The 19,118-nt window shown below is 46.9% G+C and carries 18 protein-coding genes; 8 read left to right on the plus strand and 10 right to left on the minus strand.

Annotation, left to right across the window (positions count from 1 at the left end; translation table 11 throughout):
• Positions 1-59 precede the first annotated feature (59 nt).
• Positions 60-2,030 (minus strand): AarF/ABC1/UbiB kinase family protein, encoded by a 1,971-nt coding sequence (locus AWQ22_RS09510; RefSeq protein ID WP_012307454.1) that lies wholly within the window; start codon positions 2,028-2,030, stop codon positions 60-62.
• A 116-nt stretch (positions 2,031-2,146) separates the two neighbouring features.
• Positions 2,147-3,484 (minus strand): S41 family peptidase, encoded by a 1,338-nt coding sequence (locus tag AWQ22_RS09515; RefSeq protein ID WP_045441624.1) that lies wholly within the window; start codon positions 3,482-3,484, stop codon positions 2,147-2,149.
• Positions 3,485-4,222: 738 nt separating this feature from the next.
• Between AWQ22_RS09515 and remA the strand changes: the two genes are divergently transcribed.
• The 3 genes from remA to clpP all read left to right on the plus strand — a co-directional run bounded on the left by remA (position 4,223) and on the right by clpP (position 5,760).
• Positions 4,223-4,495, plus strand: a complete 273-nt coding sequence (gene remA / locus AWQ22_RS09520) for an extracellular matrix/biofilm regulator RemA (RefSeq protein WP_012307456.1) — start codon at positions 4,223-4,225, stop codon at positions 4,493-4,495.
• Between the two features lie 35 nt (positions 4,496-4,530).
• Positions 4,531-5,085 (plus strand): guanylate kinase, encoded by a 555-nt coding sequence (gene gmk, locus AWQ22_RS09525; RefSeq protein WP_062434770.1) that lies wholly within the window; start codon positions 4,531-4,533, stop codon positions 5,083-5,085.
• Between the two features lie 78 nt (positions 5,086-5,163).
• On the plus strand, positions 5,164-5,760 hold the full coding sequence (gene clpP / locus AWQ22_RS09530) for an ATP-dependent Clp endopeptidase proteolytic subunit ClpP (protein WP_012307458.1): 597 nt from the start codon (positions 5,164-5,166) through the stop codon (positions 5,758-5,760).
• Positions 5,761-5,812: 52 nt separating this feature from the next.
• Here clpP and AWQ22_RS09535 read toward each other — a convergent pair whose 3' ends face one another.
• Complete coding sequence (locus AWQ22_RS09535; protein ID WP_065710937.1) at positions 5,813-6,625, minus strand: methyltransferase domain-containing protein; 813 nt, start codon at positions 6,623-6,625, stop codon at positions 5,813-5,815.
• A gap of 303 nt (positions 6,626-6,928) precedes the next feature.
• On the opposite strand from AWQ22_RS09535, the gene lexA reads away from it, so the two are divergent.
• A complete protein-coding gene (gene lexA / locus AWQ22_RS09540) occupies positions 6,929-7,546 on the plus strand; it encodes a transcriptional repressor LexA (protein WP_012307460.1) in 618 nt (205 codons plus the stop codon).
• A gap of 93 nt (positions 7,547-7,639) precedes the next feature.
• Here lexA and AWQ22_RS09545 read toward each other — a convergent pair whose 3' ends face one another.
• Entirely contained in the window at positions 7,640-7,918 is a 279-nt protein-coding gene (locus tag AWQ22_RS09545) for a DUF1816 domain-containing protein (protein WP_012307461.1), read from the minus strand.
• A gap of 279 nt (positions 7,919-8,197) precedes the next feature.
• Here AWQ22_RS09545 and AWQ22_RS09550 point away from each other — a divergent pair, with 279 nt between their 5' ends.
• Positions 8,198-8,557 carry a ferredoxin-thioredoxin reductase catalytic domain-containing protein gene (locus tag AWQ22_RS09550; RefSeq protein WP_012307462.1) on the plus strand — a complete coding sequence of 120 codons (360 nt, stop codon included), beginning with the start codon at positions 8,198-8,200 and terminating at the stop codon, positions 8,555-8,557.
• Positions 8,558-8,562: 5 nt separating this feature from the next.
• Complete coding sequence (locus tag AWQ22_RS09555; RefSeq protein WP_062434776.1) at positions 8,563-8,946, plus strand: DUF309 domain-containing protein; 384 nt, start codon at positions 8,563-8,565, stop codon at positions 8,944-8,946.
• Positions 8,947-8,965: 19 nt separating this feature from the next.
• On the opposite strand, the gene AWQ22_RS09560 is transcribed toward AWQ22_RS09555, so the two are convergent.
• The 3 genes from AWQ22_RS09560 to AWQ22_RS09570 form a co-directional block, all read right to left on the minus strand.
• A complete protein-coding gene (locus AWQ22_RS09560) occupies positions 8,966-10,204 on the minus strand; it encodes a lipid-A-disaccharide synthase-related protein (protein WP_065710938.1) in 1,239 nt (412 codons plus the stop codon).
• 3 nt (positions 10,205-10,207) lie between these two features.
• Positions 10,208-10,828: a YqiA/YcfP family alpha/beta fold hydrolase gene (locus AWQ22_RS09565; protein ID WP_065710939.1), complete on the minus strand. Its 621-nt coding sequence runs from the start codon at positions 10,826-10,828 to the stop codon at positions 10,208-10,210.
• Positions 10,829-10,899: 71 nt separating this feature from the next.
• A complete protein-coding gene (locus tag AWQ22_RS09570) occupies positions 10,900-11,247 on the minus strand; it encodes a Uma2 family endonuclease (RefSeq protein ID WP_315862444.1) in 348 nt (115 codons plus the stop codon).
• Positions 11,248-11,288: 41 nt separating this feature from the next.
• Between AWQ22_RS09570 and recG the strand changes: the two genes are divergently transcribed.
• Positions 11,289-13,757 (plus strand): ATP-dependent DNA helicase RecG, encoded by a 2,469-nt coding sequence (recG, locus tag AWQ22_RS09575; protein ID WP_065710940.1) that lies wholly within the window; start codon positions 11,289-11,291, stop codon positions 13,755-13,757.
• Here recG and AWQ22_RS09580 read toward each other — a convergent pair.
• Positions 13,754-14,599 (minus strand): DMT family transporter, encoded by an 846-nt coding sequence (locus tag AWQ22_RS09580; protein ID WP_065710941.1) that lies wholly within the window; start codon positions 14,597-14,599, stop codon positions 13,754-13,756. The genes recG and AWQ22_RS09580 overlap by 4 nt on opposite strands.
• Before the next feature lie 239 nt (positions 14,600-14,838).
• On the opposite strand from AWQ22_RS09580, the gene AWQ22_RS09585 reads away from it, so the two are divergent.
• On the plus strand, positions 14,839-15,477 hold the full coding sequence (locus AWQ22_RS09585) for a DUF3386 domain-containing protein (RefSeq protein ID WP_012307469.1): 639 nt from the start codon (positions 14,839-14,841) through the stop codon (positions 15,475-15,477).
• A 40-nt stretch (positions 15,478-15,517) separates the two neighbouring features.
• Here the strand turns inward: AWQ22_RS09585 and AWQ22_RS09590 are convergent, their stop codons facing one another.
• Entirely contained in the window at positions 15,518-17,230 is a 1,713-nt protein-coding gene (locus AWQ22_RS09590; protein WP_065710942.1) for a bifunctional diguanylate cyclase/phosphodiesterase, read from the minus strand.
• A 335-nt stretch (positions 17,231-17,565) separates the two neighbouring features.
• A complete protein-coding gene (gene pap, locus AWQ22_RS09595; protein ID WP_065710943.1) occupies positions 17,566-19,077 on the minus strand; it encodes a polyphosphate:AMP phosphotransferase in 1,512 nt (503 codons plus the stop codon).
• Positions 19,078-19,118 lie beyond the last annotated feature (41 nt).

A 19,118-nucleotide genomic window follows, 5' to 3' on the forward strand; every position in this document is an offset into this window, starting at 1 on the left:
TTGAGATTGCTAATACTTACTCAATTTTACGCAAAAAAGCAACCCATTTCCCTAAGACATTACCGTAACGCAGACTTTGGCAGCGGCAGAGACCCAGGATAACGGATCACCTCCCGCTGACGAGTCTTATCTCCGTTGGGATCGGCCAACAAAACATTACGGATGAAACGGGCGGCAATGCGCTGCAAGAGTCCCTCAGCGATTTTCTGACCTAATTGTTGCGTTTCCGGCTTAATGAGCACTTTAGGAATCAAAGGCAAAATAAACATCGGGTCAAAATCAGGGGTTTCCTGGAGGATACGCCAAATATTTTGAATGTGCACCAGGTTCGCCCGGTCTTCTGCACTCATCCCCCTAGTCTGGTTGTGGGTCGGCTTTTGGCCCAACTGCTCTTGTACCAAACTGGTAATGTTTTGGAAGGTATTACGTCCGAGGATATCCACCGATTGAATAATTTCTTCGGCAAGGCGCTCCCGGATAAATTCACCCCGTTCTGAAAAGATATAGTCAATGGCTTGATTAACCGCCCCTTTAAGATCGTAGTCAGTAGAATCCTTCGCATTGTTCAGTAAATTTTCGAGGCGATTCCAGCGAAAACTGCCTTCTTTAAACAATAAATCCTTCAGAGAATGACGCAATTCCGGAGAATTATCGGTCAACAAGCGTTTTGCAACATAGGGATAAGCTTTACTCAAGACTTTAAATTCTGGATCAACACCAATGGCAATCCCTTCGAGGGTCACCATCGAACGAATAATCAAAGCATAGTAGGCAGGCACCTTAAACGGAAATTCGTACATAATGCCCGACATTTGATCCGTGATGCTCTTGAAATTAAGTTCCGCCACACTAGCCCCCAAAGCATTATTAAAAACGGTGCTTAGGGCGGGTACGATGGGCGCAAGATCAGTATCTGGCTTGAGAAAATCTAATTTGACATAGTCATGGGCCAGGGCTTCAAAATCGCGGTTAACTAGGTGCACCACAGCTTCGATTAACCCATAACGTTGGTAGGGTTCGATCATGCTCATCATGCCAAAGTCTAGATAAGCGAGGCGACCATCATCGAGGGCTAAAAGATTACCGGGGTGGGGATCAGCATGGAAAAAGCCAAATTCCAGGAGTTGGCGGAGGGAACATTCCACCCCGACTTCGACTAAATGGGTGGCATCAATCCCTTTGGCGGCGACTTCCTTGAGGTTAGTTAGCTTCGTGCCATCGAGCCACTCCATGGTGAGGACGCGCTTACCGGTATATTTCCAGTAAATTTTTGGCACATAGATTTCTGCCATGCCGCCGTAGAGTTTTTTGAATTTTTCTGCGTTACGTCCTTCCTGGGCATAGTTCATTTCTTCGAAAATACGCGCCGCAAATTCGTCGGTAATGCCAATCAGGTCGGAGCGGACTTGTTTAACATTATTTTGGAGCCAGCGGGCAATGCGCCGCATGATAAAAATATCGAGGTTGATGCGCTGTTGCAGGTCAGGGCGCTGAACTTTTACGGCAACTTTTTCGCCGGTTTTGAGGCGAGCTTGATAGACTTGGCCGAGGGAGGCGGCAGCAAGGGGATGATCTGAGATCTCGGCGTAGATTTTTTCGGGGGGTTGTCCTAATTCTTCTTCAATGAAGCGAAAGGCAATTTCATTCGGAAAGGAAGGGAGTTGATCCTGAAGACTGGTTAGCTCTGTCAGATAGACGGGAGGGACGAGGTCAGGACGGGTAGAGAGGGCTTGGCCAATTTTGATGTAGGTGGGGCCTAATTTCGTCAGAATCGCCTTGAGGTGATCGGCTTGTTTCTGTTGGGCTTTAGGATTGTTGTTGTTTCCAGTGGCCTTAGCCCACCAAATTCTGAGTAGCAGGCCACTAAAGCTGGAAATAATGGTGAGGAGGCGTCCCAGAACAGCAAAGGGACGATTGCGGTATTTGGCTTCGATCGCCTCTGGATTGTAACGCCACAGCTCGGACTCCTGGGCGGGCTGTTCGATGACCGAATTGACCGGGGTCGCGGGGGTACGGGTCTGGTATGGCATAGTTTATCCGATGCGATCGCCTACAGTTGAATGGGTTGCATTGTAAATGATTGTAACAAATGTTTCTGGGTTACTCATCTACGGGAACTGCAGACGATCAAAGCGGCGGGAGGTGCTTAATTAGAGATGGCACCAGATGAGCGGGCGCTGAGGGGGGCTTGTTTGCCTGGAGTTTCACTAAGGCGCTGGTTCTGGAGAATATTGACTGCCTTGAGAAACTGAGGATCAGCACTCGTCCCGATCAAACTCGGATCGAGACGCAGTTGCGTGAACTGTTCATTATCCAGTTCTACGGTAATGTCAGGACTAACCCCATTCATATTGATACTCATGCCACTGGGGGGATAGTACCGGGAGATTGTGACTGCCAGGCCCGCACCGTTGGATAATTCATGGACTGATTGGACGGTGCCCTTGCCGTAAGTACGAGTCCCTACCAGGGTTGCCCGTTGGTTGTCCTTGAGGGCCGCCGCTAAGATTTCGCTGGCACTGGCGGAGTTTTCATCCACAAGCACCACGAGGGGTAAATCGGTAATCGCTGTTTGGTTGGCGCTAAATTGGCGATCGCCCCCTTTGCGATCCACCGTGCGAACGATTGCCCCTTCTTCCATCCACATCCGGGCAATATCAACGCTGGAGTAGAGTAAGCCCCCAGGATTTCCCCGGAGATCCAGTACAAAACCCGTAACCGTTTCTGCCTTTAGGTCTTGGATCGCGTTATACATTTGCTCAGCGGCATGGGAACTAAACTCATCAAGGCGAATGTAGCCAACTTTTTCGTCCCCGATGGTTTGTACCCCGTAGTTCACCGTGGCCAATTCAATTTTTGCCCGCGTAATCGCAAGATCTAGGGAAGACTGGTCGCGGCGACGAATTTTTAAATTCACTTCAGTCCCTTCTAGGCCCCGAATCAGTTCCGAAGACTGCTCTAGGCTCAAAAGAGCGGTCACCTGACCATCAATTTGCATAATCTGATCTTCCGCTTGGACTCCCGCCGCCTCTGCCGGAGAATCCGGGAGGACATCGACCACCGTCAAGATCCCAGTTTCCGCATTAATTTCCATGCGGATGCCAATGCCAGATAGTTCTCCGGTGGTTTGGCTGGTTAGGGTTTCAAACTCCTCTGGATCAAGGAATCGAGTGTAGGGATCTCCCAAGCTTCTGAGGGCACCACGAATTTGACGATAGGCCGTGTCATAGGTATCGTAGTTCTGGCTTAATAAATCTTCGCGGAGCTTTAGCCAAGATTCCGGCTCAAAATTTTTGGCAACGGATTCTGTGTAGACGATCTGCCACATCTCATCAACGATGGCTTTCGGACTATCTTCCATCGCGGCGATCGCCGGACGAGACAAACTGGGCACAGTCAACAAAACTAAAACAGATAACGTTCTGAGGGCACCCTTTACAAAAGTATCTGGGCAACGAGGCAAAGACAGAGCAATCTTTTTCATGGAGATCTGAAGGCGAAAGAAAAAGGGGGGAGGAATGGCGCAAATCACCCCATTGGGACAGGTCAAAGTCAACAATCTACTTTCCTTCTGACTTCCCCACCGGAAAAACGGTTGGAAAAAGTTCCCTGGAAACCCCTGGGCTTGACCCTAAAAACGCTGTGGGCGAGAAATTTGCAAGTCTCGTACGCTTTTAGATCAGCTTAGAGGGGAGATTGACTCGACCGAATCTTGTGCGGTTGCCCTCCATTGTAATCAATTCAGTTTTGCTTTTATCGGGTACGACAGCACATTCTTACAAAGGGCTTAACGGGTCGCTGAAGCCATGGGACATCTGTATCTCAATTACTCCACCAATTAGCCCCAATTTTCAGCAATTATGCTGGGGTAGTAATCCGCTATTCCACAGAAGTCGAGGTGATTCTGTTACTATCTGCCGCTGAGCATCTTAGGGATCAAGAGATACCACGTTGCCACCCCGACTAATGAATCTGCGGAGAAGCTAGATCTCCGTAATAAATCTATGCAATGTAGGGCAAGAATGGTGCTTTTGCTTTAAGATAGGCGAGATTTTTCGTCCCATGGGTAAACAACTGTAAAAATCAAGAAATTTATATTATTTTTGCCCTTAAATCGTTGTATCTCCGATTTTTTCTCGCTACCATTGGACTTGAGTTATAAGTGCTCGATCAACCATCTGTAACCTTAACTGGCTGCTGCTAGTGAAAGCTCAAGCGACCTATGGAAATACAATTAATTAATATCGGTTTCGGTAATATTGTCTCTGCCAATCGTGTCATTGCGATTGTGAGTCCTGAGTCTGCACCGATCAAACGGATCATTAGCGATGCGCGCGATCGCGGCCAATTAATTGATGCCACCTATGGTAGACGTACCCGAGCAGTGATTATTACAGATTCCAGCCATGTGGTACTATCAGCGATCCAACCAGAGACAGTGGCCCATCGCTTTGTTGTGCAAAAAGATCCCGCCATGGCGATGACCAAAGTTTAACGGTTGAGTTATCATCTCCCGTCGCCGTCGAATCCATGACCACCCCCGGAAAATTAATTGTCCTCACAGGGCCCAGTGGTGTTGGTAAAGGAACCTTAGTTCGTTCTTTACTGCCGCGCCACCAAAATTTATTTCTCTCGATCTCAGCAACAACCCGTCAGCCCCGCCCCGGAGAAGTGGATGGGCAAGACTATTTTTTCAAAACCCGTGAACAATTTGAGGCGATGATTGCTGCGGGGGAGCTCCTCGAATGGGCCGAGTATGCGGGAAATTACTATGGCACCCCTCTGCCTCCGATGAAAACACAAATTCAACAGGGAAACTTTGTCATCCTCGAAATCGAGGTCATTGGGGCCAACCAAGTTAAAGACATCTATGCAGATGCCCTCAGAATCTTTATTTTGCCACCGTCCTTTGAAGAATTAGAACAGCGGCTGCGGGGACGGGGCAATGATCCAGAAGCGGCGATCGCCAAACGGCTCGTCCGGGCAAAAGAAGAACTGGCCATGAGCCACGAGTTCGACCATGAAATTGTCAATGACGACCTAGAAACAGCCTTAACAGAACTCGAAAAAGTGATTTTCAGCTAGCCGAAACGCCACCGCTGCCAACTGAATCCATTACAATCAAACAAATAAGACATAAACAACAACGAGCTTACAGACCCCATGATTCCAACCGTTATCGAAAGTTCTGGTCGGGGCGAACGTGCCTTTGATATTTACTCTCGTCTACTCCGGGAACGCATTGTGTTTCTCGGCACCCAAGTCAACGACGAAATTGCCAATCTCATCGTGGCACAGTTGTTATTCCTCGAAGCCGATGATCCCGAAAAGGATATTTACCTCTACATCAATTCTCCGGGTGGTTCTGTCTCAGCCGGCATGGGGATCTTCGATACGATGAACCAAGTGCGTCCGGATGTTTGTACGATCTGTATTGGTCTAGCGGCCAGTATGGGGGCGTTTCTGCTGAGTGCTGGGGCCAAAGGGAAGCGCATGAGCTTACCCAACTCCCGGATTATGATCCACCAACCCCTAGGCGGCGCCCAGGGTCAGGCGACGGATATTGAAATTCAAGCCAAAGAAATTCTTTATCTCAAAGGCAAGCTCAACCAACACCTGGCTGACCACACAGGCCAACCTTTAGAAAAGATTGAGATTGATACAGACCGCGATTTCTTCATGTCTGCGGCGGAAGCAAAGGATTATGGCCTCATTGATCAGGTCATTGAGAGAAGTCCTTCGGCCACAAATCCAGCTTAGATTTTTTTCTGTGGTGAATGATCGATCATCCTCCTATTCCTAGGGGGATTTTTTATGATAGGGGTTTGTCACCTGTGGCGCGATAAATGGTCAGGGTAATTGCGCCGTGGGGATGTTGCGGCACTTGGCGGAAGTGAATCAAGCCGTTTTCGAGGCGGTCTTGATTTTTGCCTAATTTCTCTACCATCTGGGGGATCATCAGTTTGATCCAGGTGTCGAGATGATCGACTAAGCCTTTTAGGTCTTGATTTTGGGGACTGTGCCAATGGTGAACGGCGATCGCCTCATTTTTAATCCCAGTAAAGCCTGCCTGTTCTAAATATCCCCCTAAGCTGCGACCAACGTAGGGATTGCCGTCTGCAACTTGAAATAATTCACAAAGAGCCTGCTGAAAATAGTCAAAATCAGGATGGGGCGGATAGATTAAAAGATTTTGGTAATCGGTTTCTGTTAGGCAAATTGTGCCCCCTGGTCGTAAAACCCGCAACGCTTCAGCAATAATTCCCGCTGGATCGGGTACGTGCTCTAGCAACCAAACCGTCAGGGCAAAATCAAAGGTATTTTCTGCCCAGGGCAAAGCGTAGGCATCTCCCACCTGGAGGTCAGTCTTGAACCCCAGGCGACGTAAATATTCTGTGGCATAGGCAATTTGACGGGGTTGGTGATCGATACCCGCAAAGGTTAGGGTGGGAAACTTTTCACCGATGATCCCAAGGACAGCGCCGACGCCGCAACCGATGTCTAAAATTTTCGCCTTGGGGTCAAATGCGAGATCTTTTAACAACAGGCGATCGCCCCAGTAGCATGCTTGATCAACGAGACGTTGTTGTTCCTCTGGATCATACCCGTGGATATATTCAGCCATATCCTTATTTTCTACCCAAAATATGCCTGCTCAACAATCTAACGCACTTAATCACCCTTTCTCTGTCATTGTGGCTTGTTTTTGGCGGATTCAAGTCAGGGTTGCGAGGGAGATCAAACGCGATAAAGCTCAAAAAATATTACAGATTGGCCGCGAAGTTGTTGCCATTGGGAACATAGTTTAGTACAAATCATCTTAAGATCATGTGTTTTGTACCATGGCACCATAAACATTCAACGCCTTCACGCCCCTGGCTTGTCTATTGAAGTGATTAGCTCGCGGCACTGGCGCAATATTTCGACTATGCAAAAATTAACCGTCGCCCAACAAGAACTCTACGATTGGCTTGTTTACTACATCCAGACAAACCAACATGCCCCATCCATTCGCCAGATGATGGTCGCGATGAATTTGCGATCGCCAGCACCAATCCAAAGCCGTTTAGAACGACTGCGCAAGAAAAAATACATCGACTGGATCGATGGCAAAGCCCGTACTCTCAAGATTTTGCGCCCCCAACAACAGCGAGAAGGTCTGCCGATTCTGGGGACAATTACCGCTGGTGGCCTGGTTGAACCTTTTACGGATGATCAAAGTGAGACCCTGATCCTCAATCAAGTCGTCAACCAACCCAATTGTTATGCCCTCAAAGTCACCGGTGACAGCATGATTGAAGCCTTCATTACCGAAGGGGACTACGCGATTATGCAAAAAGTATTTGACCCAGACCGTGTTAAAAATGGCACCATTGTTGCGGCGCGTGTGACAGGGGACGGCACAACCCTAAAGCACTTTTATCGGGAAGGAAAAAAAGTTGTTCTTAAGCCCGCAAACCCCAAGTATGACGAAATAAAAACCGATGCGCTCAATGTCGATTTACAGGGAGTTTTAGTGGGAGTTTGGCGCGGCTACGGCCAATAGGCGACGATAAACTTCAATAGAAATAGAAAGTACAACCCCTAAATTGTTTGACTTGCAGAGATATTCATTCAGGTTACTGTTAATCTTTGTTATTTATGCTTCTTCCGGACAAATGGTCAGTTGTGCCGGGGGCATCGTTTGATTTAAAACAACCTGGGTAATTGTGGCCTGTTCTCGTTCCAAGTCTTCTTGGTAACCCGCCAGATGACAGCGGGCTATTTTTTCACTGGAAAAAGGGCCAAAGTAGTAGACACAAAATGGATTCATGGTAGTCACTTTGAGCCACCAATCGCGGTTATAGGGTTGGTTGAGATAATAAAATACAGAACCCAGGGCTAGGGAATAAACCGCAAAAATAATTAAACCAGTCATTGTTCAAACCTCACTACAGCAAAAGTCAATATTTATGTAGATGCTTCAGCAGACGAATTTCGCAATTTCGACCAGAAATCAATGGTTTTCGCCAATATTTGTTGCTAGGCACTGGACGAGGAGACTTTTGGTTGAAAAATTCTCCTAGGCGATCGCCCACTGAATAATATGACTCCTTAAATGCTAGCGAAGTTTCCAGGGCACAGACCCCAAGCAGTTGAGGAAATTCACGAAAGCGTACTATCGTATAAACAGTCCCATACACCAGAAAATACCGCGATGACTGCTGAGAATAATGCTTCCGACAAGGCTTTAGAGTTGATGAAAAACTTTGCCGAAAAATACGCCCAACGCACAGGCACCTATTTTTGTGTCGATCCTTCGGTAACGGCAGTTGTGATCGAAGGCCTCGCTAAACATAAAGAAGAATTGGGTGCACCCCTCTGTCCCTGTCGCCATTACGAAGACAAAAAAGCGGAAGTCGACAATGCCTTTTGGAACTGCCCCTGTGTCCCCATGCGGGAGCGCAATGATTGTCACTGTATGCTCTTTATCACCGAAGACAACGATTTCGCTGGCGATAAGCAGGAAATTGAACTGGATTACGTCAAAGAAGTAGCGGCGAGCATGAAAGGATAGAGCCGATGACAATTCCAGAGACTTTTTTCGTGGGGGTAGAGCAACTAAACACTCAACAGTTTTATGCGTGCCACGATACCCTTGAGGCTCTGTGGTTTGAGGCTATGGAGCCAGAAAAGTCTCTTTACCAAGGTATTTTGCAAATTGCCGTGGCTTGTTATCACCTCAGTAATGATAATCTCAGGGGCGCGACAATTCTCATGGGAGAAGGGCTACGTCGCCTCCGCCAGACGGAAGAAGAAGTTTACGGTGGCCTGAATCTCGTGGACTTTATTCAGCAGGGAGAGGTGCTGCTCGCCAGTTTGCAACAGTTACCCACGGCAGAGGTGACAACTTTTTATCAGGCGCTCCAAGCAGAGAATCGTTTCCCACGCCTCAATCCCGTTTAGGTTGTTTCTTCTCTAAATATTAAAGTGCCAAAAGATGACTAGCGATACGGTGGGCCGCCCCAGCCGTCCCCATGCGCTCCTGGCCGTTGATGGCGATCGCCTGGAGTAAATCAGGATGACTCAGCAGAAAATCCACTTTGTCAGGAACGGCTTTGGGGCTAGAACAAAGAAGCACGGATTCTCCCAGGAGCCGGGTTTGGGCATCAGCGAAGGCCGGGGTAAATTGGGGGCCAGCACCGACGATGGTCAAAGCAGGCTTTCCAAGGCCAACAAATTGTTCGGTGGCCGTACCCGCCATGGCGATCGCCAAATCAGCACAGTGCAAACTTTCGGCATAGCGATGTTGGGTGAAGACAAGCTGAGCTTTATTTTGCTGGAAAACCTGGGCTTCAGGATCACCAAACGTGAGTTCAGTGGGCTGAGAATCGAGTTTTTGCCAACCTAGAGAGGACAAACAGTCGAAGAATTCTCCTGGGTCGAGACTAGGGGCGATCGCCGCAATAAAATTCACCGCCTGGTACTTTTCCACAAATAATTGTGCGGCTTGAAGAATTTTTTGCCAATTGTGCAGGGCTTCCGGGGGGCGCGAACCGGGCAGTAAGACAAAAGTCAAAGTTTGTTTTGTTTCCTTCTGGGGCAAATTTTCAGGAGGTTCGAGACCATCCATCATGGGATTGCCTAAATTTACGGCGGGAATCTTGTAGGTTCTTAAAACATCGGTGGTGAGGCGATCGCGCGGATAAACAGCCACACATTTTTTCCGACTGAGCAGCCACCGTTCCCAAGGCAAATAAACTGACCCAAACCACTTTTCAAGGGCAGAGGTTTTCGGGAGCCAATTTCCCTGGCGATCGCGCAAATAATATTCTGACTTTGCTGTCCCCACAAAAGCATATCGGCAACCACTGAGCCAAGCAAAAATGAGCGGGACAATATCACCCACCGCAAGAATTAAGGACTTTTCTTTTCCTTGATTTTTCCACCGTTTCACAGCCTGATATTGTTGCCAAGTGAGCTGCAGTAAACCCCCTTTAAGATCCCGCATTAATTGCCGATTATCCATATAAACAAAGCCCCCGGAAGGCATTTGCTGGGTACGACCAATGATCGGTATATCTAATTTTTGGTAGGCATGACCTGTACCAACAATAGGCAACGTAGCGAGGCTCACCTCTGGGTTTTGGGCTTGGATGGCGCTGAGGATTTGGACGGCGATCGCATCTTCTCCGTGGCCATTACTGAGACATAAAATCCGCATCGGTTAACCCCCAAATAAAAACTGTTTTGTTTCTTGCACAAGCGTGTCTAAGCAATTACCTAAACTGTGGTCACTGTCGAGGGAAATCAACGTTGTCCAGGGTCGATCTTTACAATAATCTTCGCTCACTTGAATGGGTACTGTCTCATCGTGAATGCCGTGGAGAATTAACGTTGATGTTGTATTTTTAAATGAATAATTCGCGTAAGTTTCTGCATCTTGAAAAAAGTTGTAGTGGAGAGGAATTTCCCGCTGGTAGCTGTAGTGAAACACCGGACGATAAATTTCTTTTTGCCATTCTGCGATGCTAGTTTCGCCTAAGCGACGACGCCAATTGGTGGTGAATTGGAAAGCCGGGGCCAGCAAAACAATTTTTTTAATCAGTTCTGGACATTGTTCCGCCAGGATTGCCGCAGTGAGGCCCCCCAAACTTGAACCAATGATGTAACTGGGTTCTGTGAGCAGGGGTTTAAGCTGCGCCAGTTGTCGGGAAATAGTCAAGCCACCGAAATCGTCTTGATTAAGATCGGGAATAACGAGATCAGGGATATGTTCGGCAAAATATTGGGCTTTGCGGGATTGGGGACTAGAAGCGAAGCCGTGGAGATAGAGGGTGCGGGTCATCAGCCAGGGAAACGGACAGCACAGACCATCATCTAATATTTTGGGTGTTTGGGCGAAGGGTGATCGCCTTTCTATTTGTCATCAAGAGTCTCAAGAATTGCATTTTCATAAAGATCAGCCACAGCACATTCAAATTCAATACTAGGGAGCCAAAAGGTTTCGTCGGGGCCGTAGTCGCTGTAGCCCCACATCCGGCCCGATTGCCGCTGGTAAAGGGCCACAGAAATTTGTTGACTGTCGATTAAAACATATTCCTGGAGGCTGGGGATTTGCCGATAGAGCTTTAGTTTACGGCTTTGGTCATAGTTGGCGGTGCTGGGAGAAAGGACTTCTACAACCACCGTGGGATGCTGAATCTCCTTTGCTGTGTGATTACCGTTTCCATTGCGGTACAGGCTTATTAGCAGATAAGGTTTAATGTTGGCAGAGGGGTTAGCCTGCGTTTTTTGTTTATGGTGTTATGAATCAGCCGGATTTTTTGCGATTACAAAAAGCCTTATCCATCGAAGCGGAACGGGGCTTTCAGGATCTCCAGGGCCATCAGCATCGTTTTAGTGAATTTCTTTGCCTGAGTTTTGGCGCAGTTCCCCCGGCAGGCATTGATCCGGATCAGCGACGCCGGTGGCAAGCATTTGCCCAGAAATTTGCCGATTACCCCGTGGCAACGTTAGGCGATCGCCGTCTTTTGGTGGCTGGGGCGAGACGTTTTTTGCAGCAACTTAAACAAGAACTAGAACAGCCAAGCCAGATTGCTCCCAAAGCGAAAGTTCCCCGCACCCAATCGGTTTGTGAAAGTAATGTCAAAAGTTCAACCTATGGCAAGAGAATTTCCCTAGATCAACCGCTAATGTATTTGCCAGGCATCGGGCCGAAACGCAGCAACCAATTGGCAAAACTAGGTTTAGAGACGGTGCGAGATGCCCTCTTTTACTACCCCCGACAGCACATCGACTATGCCAAGCAGGTTAAAATCACTGACCTAGAAGCGGGAGAAACGGTGACTCTGGTGGGCCATGTGGTGCGTTGCAATATTTTTACCAGCCCGAAAAACCAGAAGCTCAGTATTTTCGAACTCTGGCTGCGGGATAGCAGTGGCCGCATTAAGCTCAGTCGTTTCTATGCGGGCACCCGTTACAGTAATCGGGGTTGGCAAGAAAAAATGAAACGGCAATATCCCCAGGGGGTGGCGATCGCCGCGTCGGGATTGGTGAAAAAAAATAAATATGGCCTCACCCTCGACAACCCAGAAATTGAGGTGCTCGACAGCAGTGGCGCTGATATCAAATCCCTCAAAATTGGCCGAGTATTGCCCGTTTATCCCCTCACGGAAGGGGTTCCCGCTGACCTAATTCGGAAGGTGGTCATTAACTCTCTACCTGCCATTGCACAGCTTAAGGATGCCTTTCCCACCGCTTTTCGGGAGCAACATGGGCTGATGAAACTCCAAGAGGCGATCGCCAATATTCATTTCCCAGAAAATGCCGAAATTCTCCAACGGGCGCGGCAACGGCTGGTTTTCGATGAATTTTTCTACTTGCAACTGGGTTTCCTCCAACGGCGGCAACAGGAAAAAGCCAGTCAGAAAAGTGCTGTGTTTATTCCCCAGGGGGAACTCATTGAGCGTTTTGAAAAACTGCTGCCCTTCCAACTCACCAACGCCCAGCAACGGGTGATCACTGAAATTCTTGCGGATCTGGCCCAGTCAACGCCAATGAATCGCCTTGTCCAGGGGGATGTGGGGGCGGGGAAAACTGTGGTGGCAGTCTTTGCAATCCTCGCCGCGATCCAGTCCGGCTACCAAGCCGCTCTCATGGCGCCCACGGAAGTCCTTGCCGAGCAGCATTACCGGAAATTGGTGGGCTGGTTTAACCTGCTCCATCTGCCCGTAGAACTGCTCACGGGTTCGACAAAAACGAAAAAACGCCGGGAGATCCACAGCCAACTGCAAACAGGAGAGCTCAAAGTTCTGGTCGGTACCCACGCCCTGATTGAAGATCCGGTGCAATTTCAAAATTTGGGTCTGGTGGTGATCGACGAACAACACCGCTTCGGCGTCCAACAACGGGGTAAACTCCTCGCCAAGGGGAAAGCGCCCCACGTCCTCACCATGACTGCGACCCCGATTCCCCGGAGTTTGGCCCTCACCCTCCATGGGGATTTGGATGTTAGTCAAATTGATGAGCTGCCCCCCGGTCGCCAACCCATTGATACGCGGGTGATCAAAGGAGGCGATCGCCACAAAGCCTACGAACTGATTAAGCGAGAAGTGGCCCAGGGTCGCCAAGCCTACGTCATCTTTCCGCTAATTGAAGAATCCGAAAAACTCGAAGCCAAGGCCGCCGTCGCCGAACACCAAAGGCTTTCTGAGCAAGTGTTCAAGAGCTTTAACGTGGGTCTGCTGCACGGCCGGATGAAATCCGAGGAAAAAGACGCCGCCCTCAATGCTTTCCGCGATAACCAAAACCACATTATTGTTTCCACCACCGTGATCGAAGTGGGGGTTGATGTACCCAATGCGACGGTAATGCTGATCGAAAATGCCGAACGCTTTGGCCTCTCCCAGTTGCACCAGTTGCGGGGGCGCGTCGGTCGGGGTCAACATCAATCCCACTGTTTGCTCGTCACCAATAGTAAAAATCCTGATTCTCAAACTCGTCTCCGGGTGTTGGAGCAATCCACCGACGGTTTTTTTATCTCAGAAATGGATCTACGCCTGCGGGGGCCGGGGGAAGTGCTGGGGACGAAACAGTCGGGTCTCCCGGATTTTGCCCTAGCCAGTCTGACAGAAGATCAAGAAGTGCTCCTCATCGCCCGACAAGCGGCAGAACAATTGCTCAAAATTGATCCTCTCCTCGAACAATATCCCTTGATGCAACAGGAACTCCAGCGCAAATACCAAAAATTGTTGGGGGCTGACGTCCTGACCTAGGGGGCAACATCGCCGGTTTTTTTCAGACAGAAACTCCCTCCTAAAATTAGGGAAGCGCCCAGAATAATATTTACGGAAAGCTCTTCTTGGAAAAAGACGATGCCACAGACAATAGTGCTTAAAATTTCGAGATAACAAAGTAGGGCTGTGGTCGAGGCTTTGAGTTTACTAAGGGCAGAAAAAAACAGCATAAAACCAATAATCCCGATGGAAATACCGTAAATCCCTCCCATGGTGAACTGAAATAGGCTGGGCCAAGGTTGAGTTCCCAGCAGAAAAGGAAAGGAAACGACGCCAGCCACAAGGTTTTGGTAAAAAATCAGCCGATATACCGAAAAATCAGCGGCTTTAACTTTGTACATCACCACGGTAGACGCCACCAAAACGGCAGCAATGAGAACGCTGGTAAGACCCAAGAAGCTCCGGCTCGATAGACTAATTTCCGCATCAGCGTAGATAACGATGATCCCTAAAATGAAGCAGGGCAATAGCCACAGGTTACGGCGGGGAATCGTTTCTTTGAGAAAAATCCAACTCAATAGGGTCGTAAATAGGGGCCAGGTGTAGAGGATCACGACGGCACTGCTGAGGTCGGCATAGCTAAAGCCAATGATATAGCATAGTCCCCGCACAGCATCGAGAAAGGAGATAAGCAACAAAAAAGGAGTTGCGCCCCAAAAAAGGGGTTCCTGACGGTAGAGGAATAAACCTGAGACGAAGATTAGGGGAATGCCCGCCCGAAAAAAGGTCATCACGAGGGGAGACAAAGCGGCCAATTTGATAAAGACGCCGGAGGTCCCCAAAATCAGGGTGGCGATCGCCAATTGCAGTACAGGACTCATCAAAGGTTTTTAGACAGTGTAGAAAACAGGCCACAGAGACCGACCTATGTAAGGTAACCCTCAACAACTCCTAGCGCTAGCCCCTGACAAGATCAAAAACAACATGATCACCCAAAAATAGTCAATTAAATTCTCAATAATATTGAAAAACTCTTTTATTAGTAGATTGTACTTAAATGAACCTGTTATCTTAGAAAAGTTGAAATAACAGTGATTACATGCAAGCGCTGGAGCACACTATGACACAGACTCTCACCGCCCAGGATGCCTTTCGGGCTGCCTACGAAAACCGCTATACCTGGGATCAAGATTTTCCCGGCTTTACTGCCACCGTTACCTTTACCCATGGCGACCAGAGCTACACCGGCACAGTAGCCATCAAAGCCGATATGTCCTTTGAGGTCACAGGGATTGAAGCCGAAGCAGCAAAAAAAGAAATCGAAGGTCAACTGTGGGAAATCACTGTCCACCGAGTACGCCGCTCCTTTGAAGACAGCCACGGCAAAAATAGCTTTGAATTTGGCGAAAAGTTTGCCGACGGTGCCCAGGAAATCCAAGTGACTGGCGCGTCCATGGGGAATTCCTACAAAATCAAAAATAATGTCGTTACCTTTGTGAACCGCAAGATCCGCGACATCATCGTTAACATCAATACCTTTGACGTGCTCAATACCGACGAAGGCTATCTTTCTTTGGGCTATGATTCGGTCTACTTTGATGCGGCCACCAAAGAACCTAAAGCGGGTAAAAGCCTTTTCCGAGATAGCTTCGAAAAAGTTAGCGGTTACTATGTCCTCACCCGTCGGGAAATTACTTACCTAGAAAACGATCAAGAAGTTGATAAAAAAGTGTTTACTTTCACTGATATCCAATTTTAGAGTGTGATCTAGGACATCATGTCGTTCTATTTGTGGCAAACTAACTTTTTTCCAGATTTTGTTCCCAAAGTTCAGCAAAGTCTTTAGCACAAATAGGACGACTATAATAATAACCTTGTAACTTGTTACAACCAACACTTTTGAGATAATTAACTTGCTCAATAGTTTCTACTCCCTCTGCGATGACTTCTATCTGTAAGCTATGGGCAAGGGCAATGATAGAGTTAGTAATTGCAACATCGTCTTTGTCTAGGGGAATACCACGAACAAAAGATTGATCTATTTTTAAATAATCTAAAGAAAAACGCTTCAGATAGCTCAAAGAAGAAAAGCCAGTCCCAAAATCATCCAAAGCAGTAATCAAACCAAGATTGTGTAGATCCTCTAAAGTCTTTACTGCGTTTTGTATATTGTTAATCAATAATCCTTCTGTAATTTCCAATTCTAATTGATTTGGTTTAAGAGAAGTCTCTTTTAAAATCTTGGAAACATCATCTACTAACTGAGGCTGTTGGAACTGTTTTGCTGATAAATTAACAGCCACGCAAAGTTCAGGAAAACCATCTTTAGTCCATTGTTGATTTTGGTGGCAAGCAGTTTTAAGAACCCAATCACTGATGTTGATAATTAAATCACTTGCTTCTGCAATGGGGATGAATATACCAGGGGATATAAACCCATGCTCATGATGACGCCATCGCAATAAAGCTTCAGCACCAGTAATGTTTCCTGTTTTGACATCAATTTGTGGTTGGTAAAAAAGTTCTAACTCTTCTCTCTCTAAAGCACGATATAAATCTCTTTCTAACTGAAAACGGCTGCGTAATTTTTCATTGGTTTCCACCGAATAAAAGCGATAAATATTCCGCCCTTCTCCCTTGGCTAAATTGAGGGCGGTTTCTGCTTGATTGATAATTTCTTGGGGCTCTACCTTACCTTCATCATAAACAGTGATTCCCATAGTCGCACTTAGATAAATATCTTCATGTTTGACCGTCATTTTTTGATTGATGATAGTTAAGAGTTTTTGAGAGTATTTTTCTAAATCCTCTAAAGATATTAAATGGGGGTAAATAATCGCAAATGTATCAGTATTTATTTTTGCCAATAAGTTATTATCACCAATTGCCTGAGTTAATTGTTGAGCAATTGTTCTTAAAATTAAATTTCCATAGTCTCTACCTAAATGAGTATTGATATTGGTGAAATTGTCTAAATCTAGCAATAATACGGCTAAGGATTGATTGCGACATTGAGCATTGTGAATTTCTTTTTGTAGTAGTGCTTGAAATAAATGAAGATTCGGCAAGGATGTGATGCGATCGTAGTTTTTTAATTGTTCGATTAATTCATCCAATTTAGAAATCGTATATAGGGTATCGGCCATTAAAACGCCTACTTCGTCTTGAAAATGCGTTGGCAGCTTTGGGATTTGATTGTTTTCTAAATATTTCCTTAAACCTTTTGCTGTAACACTGATAGGCAATAAGAGTTTTTGTAACGTAAAAAGAGTAACAGCTGTTCCAATTAATGTAGCGAGGAGTGCGACTACTAAAACGCGAATTTTTGTATCTGTACTTAGGGTGGTAACGCTAATGGAATAAAAGAACAAAGTCAATAATGGTATATGAGTTCCTAGAAACGCCACTAACATTATCTTGCCTAAATAGCTCTTGGGACGACTGAGCCTAGAAATATTGGCGTACCAATTAAGCTGGTATTTTTCGTATTTCGCTTTGTATTGATTTACCATACAAAAAAAATCATTTTGTTTACAGGCTATTGAAATGATAATAACATTCAATTATTTCAACCAGAATGCATATTGCATAAATTAAATATTTGTTGCGATTTGATAATCCCAACACAGCAGAAAGTCAGGAGAAAAGAAAAATAAACTCTAGAACAATAAATGAGCTACTGTTTACGAATAAAAACAAATTTAAAGTTTATAAATTTCCAATAATCTATTTTTATTAAAGGCCATTAAAAGGACTTCCAAGAAACAATAAAAATATGTCTCTGTCGTTCTCGAAATCCCTTGAAATTGGAAGACAAGAGAGACTTTTAAGTGGTCTGTTGGTTAGCTTAGACAATGGCCTCACCATTTTTCAAACGTTTGAGTTTGTACTCGATCGCTTCGATAACGGTCTCAATCACAAAAACACGGGCATAAAGTTTGTCATTGGCCGGCACAATCGTCCAGGGGGCGGCGGGGGTGCTGGTGCGGGCGATCGCCTGATTAATGGCTACTGCATATTGATCCCATTTTTCTCGATTGCGCCAATCTTCGTCGGTTAGCTTATATTTTTTGAAAATATTGTCCTGTCGTTGCTCAAAGCGTTTTAGTTGTTCATCTGGGTCAATGTGGAGCCAAAATTTTACGAGCACATAACCCTTATGAATTAGCTGGGCTTCAAACTCATTGATTTCGCGATAGGCCCGCTTCCATTCCGCCTCCGTCGCAAAACCTTCGACCCGTTCAACTAAAACGCGCCCGTACCAACTGCGGTCAAAAATACCAATCGTCCCCATACCTGGTAAATGGCGAGAAAAACGCCAGAGGTAATGGTAACGGTTTTCTTCTTCGGTAGGCGCACCAAAGGCATCAACTTTATAGCTACGGGGATCGAGGACATCGGTTAAGCGTTTAATGGCCCCCCCTTTGCCCGCAGCATCCCAGCCTTCAAACAACAGCAGAACTGGTAATTTTTCTTGGTGAATCTTGAGTTGCAGTTGCCGTAATTTAATTTGGGCCGCCCGGAGACGTTTTTTGTAGTCTTTGTCTTCTAGTTCTAGGCTTAAATCCACCTTGGCAAGAAAGTCCGGTTCCGTGGGCAGGAGTTGGGACTGGGGACGAATATGAACCGCTTCAGGGAGGGTGATTTTGCGGCGATCCAGGGCTTCGACAATGGTCGCTACCAATTGGGAGAGCACCTTGATTTCCGACCACCGGTAATCGTTGCCCTCGACAAGAATCCAGGGAGCGGCACCGGTGCTGGAGTAGATCAACATTTCCTCCGCGAGGTGCCGATATTCTTTGTAGTTTTTCGCTTGTTGCCAATCTTCCGGACGCACTCGCCAGGCTTCTAATTCATCGGCTTCGGCGCTTTTGAGGCGTTTTTTTAATTCTTTTTGGGACAGATGAATCCAAAATTTGGCGATCGCCATACCATCATCTACTAGCTGCCGCTCAAAAGCATTAATTTCCCGCGTCACCAGGGGCACTTCCACCGGGTCCAGCCGCTCAAACAGACGGTCTTCGAGGACGTGGGTGTACCAACTGTGGTAGAAAAAAGCGATGCTCCCCTTCGCCGGGAGCTTATGCCAAAAGCGCCACAGGAATGGATATTGCTTCTCACGGGCCGAGGGTTCAAAGATCGGTAATACCGAAAACCCACGGGGATCCATATAATTGGTCATTTTTTTGACTAAAGCGCCCTTGCCAGCCGCCGCCCAGCCTTCGAGGACGACCGTTACGGGTAATTGGTGCTGCCAACAGGCATTTTGCAAAGACCGCAATTGCTGCATCAACTCCTCTAATTGTTCTTTGTAGGTGTCCTTTGCTAGGGTTCGCTTTAGATCAAGGGTATTTAACACGCGCCTTTTGTATTCCAAGAGTGCTTCACTACAAATTATGA

Origin of the sequence: Picosynechococcus sp. PCC 7117 (assembly GCF_001693275.1) — a bacterium.
GTDB lineage: Bacteria > Cyanobacteriota > Cyanobacteriia > Cyanobacteriales > MRBY01 > MRBY01.

Coding starts and splice junctions, on each gene's coding strand:
- AWQ22_RS09545 (WP_012307461.1), bottom strand. CDS start 7,918: ATGACTGGTTTAATTATTTTTGCGGTTTATTCCCTAGCCCTGGGTTCT.
- AWQ22_RS09515 (WP_045441624.1), bottom strand. CDS start 3,484: ATGAAAAAGATTGCTCTGTCTTTGCCTCGTTGCCCAGATACTTTTGTA.
- AWQ22_RS09560 (WP_065710938.1), bottom strand. CDS start 10,204: ATGCGGATTTTATGTCTCAGTAATGGCCACGGAGAAGATGCGATCGCC.
- AWQ22_RS09550 (WP_012307462.1), top strand. CDS start 8,198: ATGACTGCTGAGAATAATGCTTCCGACAAGGCTTTAGAGTTGATGAAA.
- AWQ22_RS09580 (WP_065710941.1), bottom strand. CDS start 14,599: ATGAGTCCTGTACTGCAATTGGCGATCGCCACCCTGATTTTGGGGACC.
- lexA (WP_012307460.1), top strand. CDS start 6,929: ATGCAAAAATTAACCGTCGCCCAACAAGAACTCTACGATTGGCTTGTT.
- AWQ22_RS09510 (WP_012307454.1), bottom strand. CDS start 2,030: ATGCCATACCAGACCCGTACCCCCGCGACCCCGGTCAATTCGGTCATC.
- AWQ22_RS09565 (WP_065710939.1), bottom strand. CDS start 10,828: ATGACCCGCACCCTCTATCTCCACGGCTTCGCTTCTAGTCCCCAATCC.
- recG (WP_065710940.1), top strand. CDS start 11,289: ATGAATCAGCCGGATTTTTTGCGATTACAAAAAGCCTTATCCATCGAA.
- AWQ22_RS09535 (WP_065710937.1), bottom strand. CDS start 6,625: ATGGCTGAATATATCCACGGGTATGATCCAGAGGAACAACAACGTCTC.
- clpP (WP_012307458.1), top strand. CDS start 5,164: ATGATTCCAACCGTTATCGAAAGTTCTGGTCGGGGCGAACGTGCCTTT.
- AWQ22_RS09555 (WP_062434776.1), top strand. CDS start 8,563: ATGACAATTCCAGAGACTTTTTTCGTGGGGGTAGAGCAACTAAACACT.
- gmk (WP_062434770.1), top strand. CDS start 4,531: ATGACCACCCCCGGAAAATTAATTGTCCTCACAGGGCCCAGTGGTGTT.
- AWQ22_RS09585 (WP_012307469.1), top strand. CDS start 14,839: ATGACACAGACTCTCACCGCCCAGGATGCCTTTCGGGCTGCCTACGAA.
- AWQ22_RS09590 (WP_065710942.1), bottom strand. CDS start 17,230: ATGGTAAATCAATACAAAGCGAAATACGAAAAATACCAGCTTAATTGG.
- remA (WP_012307456.1), top strand. CDS start 4,223: ATGGAAATACAATTAATTAATATCGGTTTCGGTAATATTGTCTCTGCC.